Annotated in this window: 5 protein-coding genes; 2 read left to right on the top strand and 3 right to left on the bottom strand. The window is 40.6% G+C overall.

Annotation, left to right across the window (positions count from 1 at the left end):
* Window positions 1–136: 136 nt before the first annotated feature.
* Complete coding sequence (locus tag ABD985_RS19935; protein ID WP_345374878.1) at window positions 137–4,141, bottom strand: ELWxxDGT repeat protein; 4,005 nt, start codon at window positions 4,139–4,141, stop codon at window positions 137–139.
* Window positions 4,142–4,521: 380 nt separating this feature from the next.
* Window positions 4,522–6,282: an AMP-dependent synthetase/ligase gene (locus ABD985_RS19930; RefSeq protein WP_345374875.1), complete on the bottom strand. Its 1,761-nt coding sequence runs from the start codon at window positions 6,280–6,282 to the stop codon at window positions 4,522–4,524.
* A gap of 342 nt (window positions 6,283–6,624) precedes the next feature.
* Between ABD985_RS19930 and ABD985_RS19925 the strand changes: the two genes are divergently transcribed.
* On the top strand, window positions 6,625–7,854 hold the full coding sequence (locus ABD985_RS19925) for a M16 family metallopeptidase (protein WP_345374873.1): 1,230 nt from the start codon (window positions 6,625–6,627) through the stop codon (window positions 7,852–7,854).
* A 59-nt stretch (window positions 7,855–7,913) separates the two neighbouring features.
* Window positions 7,914–8,951: an endolytic transglycosylase MltG gene (gene mltG / locus ABD985_RS19920; RefSeq protein WP_345374871.1), complete on the top strand. Its 1,038-nt coding sequence runs from the start codon at window positions 7,914–7,916 to the stop codon at window positions 8,949–8,951.
* Window positions 8,952–9,207: 256 nt separating this feature from the next.
* On the opposite strand, the gene ABD985_RS19915 is transcribed toward mltG, so the two are convergent.
* Entirely contained in the window at window positions 9,208–10,275 is a 1,068-nt protein-coding gene (locus ABD985_RS19915; RefSeq protein WP_345374869.1) for a glycosyltransferase family protein, read from the bottom strand.
* Between the last annotated feature and the right edge of the window lie 73 nt (window positions 10,276–10,348).

Below are 10,348 nucleotides of genomic sequence, written 5' to 3'. Positions count from 1 at the left end.
CTACCATCCCCCACAGTGGACTTGCACCACCTAGCCAAATACCATGCACGGCACACTAAAAAAAGCTCGTTGCGAAAACGCAACGAGCAATAGTCATCTTCATTCCTAATTATTCATTCTTCATGAAGAAAATCCCCTACGGTACCCATACCATTTTCATAAAAGTTGTTCCTAAATCAGTATGAGCTTTTATGATATATAGTTGTCTATCTTGTATAGGGAATGGCAGGTTAACATGCTTTCCTTCCATCAAGAAATTTTGACTTTCGTAAAGTACTTTTCCATCCAAACTTAAGATTGTAATCTGCGCCTGATTAGGTGTTGCATTATCAAACGATACCGTAAGACTATTCCCATCAGTATAAGAAGTCATACTCAATCGAGGGCTTGGAGTTGCTACCCCTTCCCCACCAGCAACCAATGCTACCACGGTTGCTTTATTGGAGCATGAAGCATCACGATACCCCACATAAGGAATATCTTGACTATCAATAACTACATCTATATACTCTGCTTTACCAGCTGTAAACCCTTCCTGCTCGACAACTTCCCAAAGCATACCTGTCCATACCTTTGCGGTAGCCTTTCCACTTTGACTAAAGTCGGTGTAAGCAACATAGATTTTTCCGTCATTACCAACTGAAATGCCATTATAAGCAACCGATGTCGTGGAAATAGCATCTCCAACAGGGAGCCAGCCTCCTCCATTCCATACTTGAACATACAGTTTATTACCTAGACCACTGTCCCGATAAGAAACATAAACTTTACCGTCAAAAGTAGCCAGACGTGTATAGCTAGCATCTCCCGTGGAAAAACCTTCCATTCCTAAAGTATTCCAACTACCACCATCCCATTTACGAACAGTTAAGTCTCCCGTTGCGGCATAATCCTGATAACTCACCACTGGATATCCATCCGAATCTATGGCTATATCTGGCCAGTTCACAGAACCATTGGAAATACCCGTTGCACTACCAACTGCCGTCCAACTATTACCATTCCATCGTTGCACAACCAACCTACTTCCGTTACTACCATCTTTATAAGCGACATATACCGTTCCATCCATCGCTATAGCAATGTTAGTATAATAAACCGTACCATTCGAGAAGCCCGGCGTTCCTAGTGTATTCCAAGTTCCATTATCATAATAGCGTACCGTTGCCTTTCCTTGTGTAAAGTTATCTTTATAAACTACGTATACTTTACCATCATCAGAGGTAGCAATATCAGTATACTCCACACTACCTTCTGATACAATACCAGCACCTAAGTCCAGCCAACTACTACCATCAAAATACTTCACCACAGCAGCATTACCTGAACCCGCATCCTTGTAAACAAGGTAAGGAGTATCATCCAGGCCTGTTGCTAAACGAGTATACTGTACTGAGCCATCAGAGAAACAAGCATCTCCCACCACTGATGGACCTAATTGCAATGGTCCTCCCAGGCCACTCTCAATAGCAAACTCATCACAGAAGGTCACCTGATCTAATTGCTGTACCGTTGCCTTACTGCTATTAGCTAAATCTTTATAAGCCAAGTACAATACATCATCCGCTCCCATGGCTAAACGAATGTATTCTGCACTACCATCGGAGACCTTACTCACATCTCCTGTATTTACCCAATCAACACCATCCCATTTTTTCACCACGGCTCCATTGCTTACACCAGCATCCCTAAAACCGACAAAAACACTATCGGATGAACTAATTTCAATTTCCGCAAAGTAAATCTGTGATGTGGAAAATCCTGTTGTTCCAAAATCAACCCAAGCTCCACCGTCAAAATACTTAACTGTTGCTTTACCTCCCTGAAGCGTATTTTTAAAGATCACATAAGGAACTCCTGTACTACTGACTGACAAATCAACCTGATCTGAGTTTCCTGGAGTAAACCCTGTTGTTCCCAACAAATTCCATGTAGCTCCATCCCAAGCTTGAGCACTTAAACGTCCACTCTTGCTAAAGTCCTGATAGGCGACAACTGGTAAATCTGTTGTGGGATCTGTAGCCATTGAAATCTTACCGACAGAAGTTGTTGATATCGGACCACCTAGATCTAGCCAGCTACTTCCATCCCAATATTTCACTTGTAATTTATTGCTATTTCCTCCATCACGATATGCTACATAAGGGATTCCTGAGTCACTTACTGTCATTGTGGTATTTAATACATAGCTATTACTCATTGGTACTCCTCCCAATATTTGCCAGATAGCACCATTCCAGTAATATGCCACTGCCTTACCTCCCAATCCATCGTCACGACAAACGACTACCGGTATTCCTCCCGGCAACTCTCCTAAAGCGGGTGTTCTTATATATCCTTGAGAGAAACCCGCTCCACCTAGCTGATTCCAGCTGCTACCATCATACTGCTGTACACTAAGTCGTCCATTCACTAACTGATCCTGATAGGCGATGATCGGCATACTATCAGACAATACCTGTAAATCGATTTCTTTAGCTTGCTGAGGTGTAAATGCTTTTTCACCCACAGTTTGCCAATAATGCTGTCCTCCATTAACAACTCCTGCCTCTACCAATACTTCTGCCGTACACTCTGAGAACAAGCCTCCCGGATCCGTAACCGTTAAAGTGACCATCTGCACCCCAATATCACTACAATCAAAAGCTGTTTGACTCAAGGTATAAGTCAATTCATCCCCATTCGGGTCGGAACTTCCACCATCAATATCCTCTGCAGTTAATGTTGCTGTTCCATCTTCACCTAGCGTTAAGGTCGTATTTTGACACACCGCGACTGGTGGACTCTGACAGTAAGCAATCCACAAACTTCTACCGGTTGTTCCATCATTAACATTGACATATAAAGTATCACCATTATTTTGAAACCAATAAGGTTGCCCCCAACCTGCTCCGGGTTTAATATCTTCTACTAAAACTGTTCCTGATTCCGTACCATCCGTCACCCATAACTCTTCTCCCAAGGCAGGTGTTGTTGCCGCAAAAAAGACCTTATTTCCCACTGCTCTAAAAGAAATGGGATTGCTAGACCCTCCACCGAGAATAATATCCTTTACCAAGACGGTTCCTGATTCCGTACCATCACTTTTCCAAAGTTCTTTTCCGTGTGTACCATCATTCCCTCTAAAATATAAGGTATCTCCCTTATAGTTGGCTGAGAAAAGATCTCCACTCGATGGTCCTGGGTTAATATCTTTCACTAATACTGTTCCTACCTCTGTACCGTCCGTTACCCACAACTCTACACCATGTGTTCCGTCATTGGCACGTAAAAACATTTTCGTATTCCCCGATACCGGAGAAATAAAGTTTACTGCATTGGAGGAGTTAAACCCTGGATAAATATCCTTTAAAATAGTGGTTCCTAGAGCAGTTCCATCACTTTTCCAAAGCTCTCTTCCATACGTACTTTTAGTCGCCTGAAAAACCACTACTCCATTAATTATAGACAACCGATCGGGAGTACTAGATGCTGTTCCTGCCTGAATATCCAACAATAAATTTGTACCCGCAGATGTGCCATCACTACTCCAAAGCTCATTTCCATAGGAGGGATGAAATGCTCTAAATAACAATGTAGTTCCATTGGACACTAAGCTTCCCGGAGAAGAATTCAGTGCTCCAACATTAATATCTTTCACTAATGTGGTTCCTCCCTCTGTACCGTCACTACTCCACAACTCTATCCCTGTAGAAGCTTCTTTTGCCTGAAAATATGCTTTTCCATTATGCTCCGTAATAAAAGCTGGGGTAGAAGAAACTCCTCCTGGGTTGATATCTTTCACCAACATTGTTCCGGAAGGCGTTCCATCTGTTTTCCACAGCTCATACCCATGAACATTATCATTCGCAGAGAAATAAAGATAATCTCCTACCACCGATAATGCCGTGATTCCAGAACTCGGCACTCCCGGATTGATATCTTTCAACAAGGTGACACTTGTTCCATCAGAAAAGAATAGTTCCTGCCCAGTAGACGGGGTGGTTGCGGTAAAAGCTACGCCATTTTTAAAGCTGACGGTTTGTGTAGGATCATAATTGGTCAACGAAGTAGGGACTCGTTCTGCTACGCAGGATTGTGTAAACGCTTCTCCATACCACAACAGTAAGGGAAGCAAACATAGTAAATGATGCTTTTGCATGGTTTTAATTGATAATAGCTTGGGTTAAAAGAAGATCGGGAGCTCTTTACATAGCTCTCTCAAATTTGTCTAAAATAGCAAGGCTAAGTATAAAACTCATTTGTTATACCTCTATCTAAAAAGTAATATTCTGCCCTATTTTCTCTACTTTATTTTAGTTAACCTCACTCAACACCAGAAAACCGTCTCAATACATGGGTTATGGATAGAAAATGATCTTTTTTACTAAGTAACTCCTTCAATAAAGTCCCACTACTTCTCTAAAAATATTAACATTCTTCATGCATGAAATTAATAGTCATTTGAATATTAAAATAAAAAGACCACTCCGAACACTACGTTCAGAATGGTCTTATTTTATGATGAAATTTCTCTATGTACTATAGGTAAATTTCCTCAATCTGCTCCTTGAATTTATCATTAATCACCCTTCTCTTCAACTTCATCGTTGGTGTTAATTCACCAGAGTCTACGGTCCACATACTTGGCAACAAACGATACTTCTTCACCTGCTCCCATTTAGCAAAATTGCGGTTAGCCTGCGCGATTTCTCTTTCAAACTTCTCCTTTACACGATCATTTTTGATCATTTCTGCATCTGAAGTGTACTTAATTCCTTTGTAGGTACACCAGTCTCTCAAGGACTCAAAATTAGGAACAATCAAAGCTGATGGAAACTTACGGCTTTCACCAATAATAGCAATTTGCTCTATAAATACTGACTCCTTGAACTTGTTTTCCATCAATTGAGGAGCGACGTATTTCCCTCCGGAAGTCTTAAACATTTCCTTCTTACGATCAGTAATTTTCAGGAAACGCCCTTCTACCATCTCCCCAATATCTCCCGTATGGAACCAACCGTCTTTCAATACTTCATCCGTTAATTTTGGCTGTTTATAGTATCCTTGCATTACATTAGGACCTTTACACAGCACTTCTCCATCTTCTGCGATTTTTACTTCCACCCCACCAATCACTGGCCCTACGGTTCCTATACGCACACCTTCTTTCGTCACAATATTTGCAGCAATCACTGGAGAGGTTTCGGTTAGCCCATACCCTTCACAAACACGGATACCTGCTGCCCAGAATATTCTTGCCAAACGAGGCTGTAAGGCTGCTGCACCTGAATTAATCATTTGTACATTACCTCCTAGAGCTTCTCTCCATTTAGAAAAAATCAACTTATCGGCTACCTTCAGCTGCATATCATAAGCAAAGCCCATATTCTTGGCTGGGTCATACTTCAATCCTAAATTGACAGCCCAAAAGAACAATGCTTTCTTCACGCCAGTCAACTCCATTCCCTTGTTGATAATCTTATCGTATACTTTCTCCAATAAACGAGGTACCGTATTGAAGATTTGTGGCTTCACCTCTTTCAGGTTATCACCAATAGTCTCCATACTCTCCGCATAATAAATCGATATACCCAAATAAAGGTATACGTATACGGCAGTACGTTCATAGATATGACATAACGGCAAGAAGCTCAAAGCTTTCTTATCTTCTCCGGTGATCATCAACAGGTGACTAACGCCAATACTATTACTCACTACATTCTTGTGCGTTAGCATTACACCCTTCGGTCTGCCTGTCGTTCCTGAGGTATAAATGATCGTCAGCAAGTCATCCTCTGTGACTGCATCCTTCAACGGTTGTAGATCCAACACGTCACGATCATTTCCCATGACCATTACCTCAGCCCAATAACGAGCACCCTCCACCTTATCAAAGGTGTGAATACTTTCTACATTTTCAACTTGTTCTGCAGCTTTGTGTACCTTACGGTACAACTCATCTGTAGAAACAAAGACCATTTTGGACTCGGAATGCTCCAATATATACTGATAATCCTCAATGGTAATGGTAGGATAAACAGGCACCGAAATAGCACCTATTTGCTGAAGGGCAAGATCTATAAAATTCCATTCAGGACGGTTCTCCGAAACGATGGCTACTTTATCGCCACGTTCTATCCCTGACTCCAGAAAACCCAGACTCAGTTTATTAACCGCCTCCAAAATATCCATAGTGCTGAATTTCTTCCATGCACCGTCTACTTTATAGGCCAAAGCATCTTTTCTTGGATGGTTTTCGGCTTGATAATATAAAAAGTCAAAAGCACGTTTTAATTCCATTGCTTGCTACTTGTAAAGTGAATGATTAGTTGATGTTTAATAGATAGTGTGTTGAAGCTATGCGTGACCAACACTTCAATGTATAAATCAAACAATTCAGTATTCGATTTATGTTATCAATATACAATAAATCCCATGATATGAAAATGAAATTAAATGATCCCCACCTCCATTATTTCTTATTTTACTGATACTCTTGTATCTTTGCAGGCTTATTGAAAATAAGCTGATCACCCTATTCACTGCTGATAAAGAAACAGATAAAGGGTATCAATACATTTTGAAACAAACTTTCTCACAGGTTTATCAAAGAGCTTGGGAGTATAACTATAGATAATAGATATGGATTTTGATATTCATAGATTTGATAACGGTATACGGTTGATTCACAAACAAGTCAAAAGCACTAAGATTGCTCACTGTGGCTTGATTCTGAACATCGGTAGTAGAGATGAAAAAGCGCATCAACAAGGGATTGCTCACTTTTGGGAACATATGGCTTTTAAGGGAACAGAAAAGCGAAAAGCTTTCCATATCCTAAGCCGACTAGACTCTGTAGGGGGGGAACTTAATGCCTATACCACTAAAGAAAAAATCTGTTTTTATGCCTCTTCTATGGTCGAACACTTTGAGAAGTCGGCAGAACTCATTACAGATATTACTTTCCATTCCACATTTCCCCAAAAAGAGATTATAAAAGAAAGAGGGGTTATTCTGGAAGAGATGTCTATGTATCAAGACGATCCAGCTGATGCCATCACCGATGAGTTTGACGAGCAAATCTTCCGAGACCATCAGTTAGGTAAAAACATCCTAGGGAATAGGGAGAGTGTTATGGGGTTCCAGCAAGAAGACTTTACGACATTTATAGACGAAAACCTTAATACAGAAGAAATCATCTTCTCCTCGGTGAGTAATCTCCCTTTTCATAGAGTAAAGCGTATTGTCGAAAAATACCTAAAAGACATTCCTTACAAAAAAACTAACCGAGAGCGAATCCCTTTCAAAGGGTATACGCCTACGGTAAGGGAAGCCTACAAAAATATTACGCAGGCACACTGTGTCATAGGAGCTGAAGCATATTCTTTCCATCACACAGACCGCTTACCATTTTTCTTACTGATTAACCTACTGGGAGGGCCTGGCATGAACTCCCGATTGAACCTACAAGTACGAGAAAAATACGGCTATGTATATGACATTATGGCAAATTATGTGGCTTTTCAAGATACAGGGCTTTTTTCTATTAACTTTGCCACAGAAACAGGAACCCTACAGAAATGTATTAAACTGGTACACAAGGAACTAAAGAAAGTCCGTGAGCAAAAACTGGGGCCTCTTCAACTCCATATGGCCAAGCAACAGCTAAAAGGACAGATTGCCATGGGAGAAGAAGGTAACCTTAGTCTAATGCTAGGTATGGGTAAAAACCTGATAGACAAACAAAAGCTGGATACACTAGAAGAAGTGTTTGCGGAGCTGGATGCCATTACGGCTGACAAAATCATGGATGTCGCTAACCATATTATGGCTCCTGAACGTCTAAGTACATTAGTTTATCTGCCAAAATAGTTTGGTACAATTAATGGGAAAACCTGCACAACAACAGACAAACCAATTTGACTAGAAATATGGATAATAATACAAAGAAGAAGATTTACCTATTTGTCGGACTATCTGCCGTAGTCATTACCGTAGCGGTATATGTCTTTCAAATTTTTTTCACGGCAAATATTAACGTAGGAAAGAAACATTCTATCCTATTAATACCAGAAGGAGGAACCATCAAAAACGTACAGGACTCTCTTAACAAACATCAGTATGTGGAGGAAATTGTTCCTTTTATGTTTGTCAGTAAACTGATGAAGTTTCATGAAAACGTAAAACCTGGACGTTACCTACTACGCAACGATATGACGAATATCGAGGCTATCCGCTTACTTCGTTCCGGTAATCAAGAGCCTGTGAAGGTCACCTTCAATAATGCCCGTACACTAGAGGACTTGGCTCCAAAGATCACCAGAAACCTACAGTGCTCTGCAGTAGAATTTATGGATGCCATTAAAGATGAGGCTTTCTTGAGCGACTTGGGGTATGATAGCCTAACGGTAAAAGCCATCTTTATTCCTAATACCTATGAACTGTATTGGAATACAGATGCCAAGGCCCTTATCCGTAGAATGGACTATGAGTACAAACGCTTCTGGAATGACGAACGTAAGGCGCAAGCTGATAAGATCGGTCTTACTCCTTTTCAGGTAAGTGTATTGGCTTCTATTGTACAGGCAGAAACCATCAAACCTGATGAGAAACCTAAAGTAGCGGGGTTATATATCAATCGTCTAAACCGTAATATGCTATTACAATCAGACCCGACCTTGGTATATGCCCACAGAGACTTTGAAATAAAGCGTGTATTAAATATACATAAGGAAATTAACTCTCCTTACAATACCTATAAGTTCAAAGGATTACCTCCGGCGCCGATCAATGTTCCCGAAATTGGCTCCCTAAAAGCAGTCCTAAACCACGAAAAACATAAGTATCTTTATATGTGTGCCAAAGAGGATTTCTCCGGATATCACAACTTTGCAAGGACACTACGTGAGCATAACAACAATGCTATTCGATACCAGAGAGCGTTGAATAGGGCGAGAATATATAGGTAGTTTGGAGTCTGGAGTTTGGAGTCTGGAGTCTGGAGTCTGGAGTCTGGAGTTTGATATTAAGGAAAATTACAACTCCAGACTCCAGACTCATAACTCCTAATTAAAAAAAAGCGGCACCTACGCAGATACCACCTTTCCCAAGATCACGAGAATTGAAATTTGATACAACAAAGCTCATATGCCCTTTGAATATCTACGGTATTCAATCATCACACATATTGAATTTTCTTCTATTTATCGATTATTGCTTATCACTTTAGTGTATCACTACAAGTTCATTTTTATCCACTGGAATAGGCTCATGAGACCATGAAACCTCAGCCATTTCATGCTTTAGATCAATAAAATCACTTAATACTTGTTGGATAACCTCTTCTGTTTGATCCGGGTAATTCACTTCTACTCTATCGGAAGCGTTGACCCAATCCTGTATAAGTGGCAAATACTTTTTCTTTAGTTTTTTAATGACTGGCACTCCCAATTTTCCCAATGCTGCTGCATTGCATTGCTGCTCAAACTGTTTTTGCATAGGGATAACCATTAATTTTTTCTTTAGGAATAATGCCTCAGAAGGTAATTCAAAGCCAGCACCACACAATACTCCTTCAGCCCCTGTCAAACTCTTTACAAAAGCATCATCCGTAATAGGTTGTACAAAAACATTATGATCTGCAAAAGCCTGATTACAATGCTTAGAGAATACTTCCCAACGAACCTCTTTAATCTTACTTAAATACTTAATGATCTTCTGGTCTGAATAGGAAGGTAAATAGACGGTATAATGCCCTTTATTTTCCGCAATACTGTTTCTTATTTTGGGTCGAATGACTGGAGTGAAGATTCCTTGATTATACGTCTCGAAATGAAAACCATACTGCCGTTGAGTCGGTGCATAATAGTTCAATACCGATTTCCCAAACCAACTATTTTTAGATGGAAGGGGAGCCCCTTCAGTCAATACTGCCGCCTGATGACTCAAGGAGACACAAGGCACATTTTTCAGATAAGCCGCCCAAGCTGACACTGGCTCAAAATCATTAATCACCAAATCATACTCCTCCACAGGGATCGACATCAGCTCCTTTCTGAAACGTACCGGCTTTAGTATTTGAGCAGTCTCCATTAAGTCCACTCCTCCTCGTTTCCCAAAAACAAAGCCCGCGCCCTTTACCCTATACTTTATCGGATAAGGCAAGGTAACCTCTGCTTGGGTTCCACTGATCAATACGTCCAGCTCACTATATTTTTGTAGTTCTGGAATAATAGCTCTTGCTCGGCTTATATGGCCGTTTCCGGTACCTTGAATAGCATACAGTATTTTCATTGACAGTTTTGCTAAAAGCTTTGTTCATGTTGTTTAATTGAGCTTCGCTCGTTCATACTGTTTAGTTGAGTTG

This window comes from Algivirga pacifica, from assembly GCF_039543525.1.
Taxonomy (GTDB): Bacteria; Bacteroidota; Bacteroidia; order Cytophagales; family Flammeovirgaceae; genus Algivirga; species Algivirga pacifica.
The sequence above is the reverse complement of the archived record's forward strand: the minus strand, read 5'-3'. Positions and strand labels throughout refer to the sequence as shown.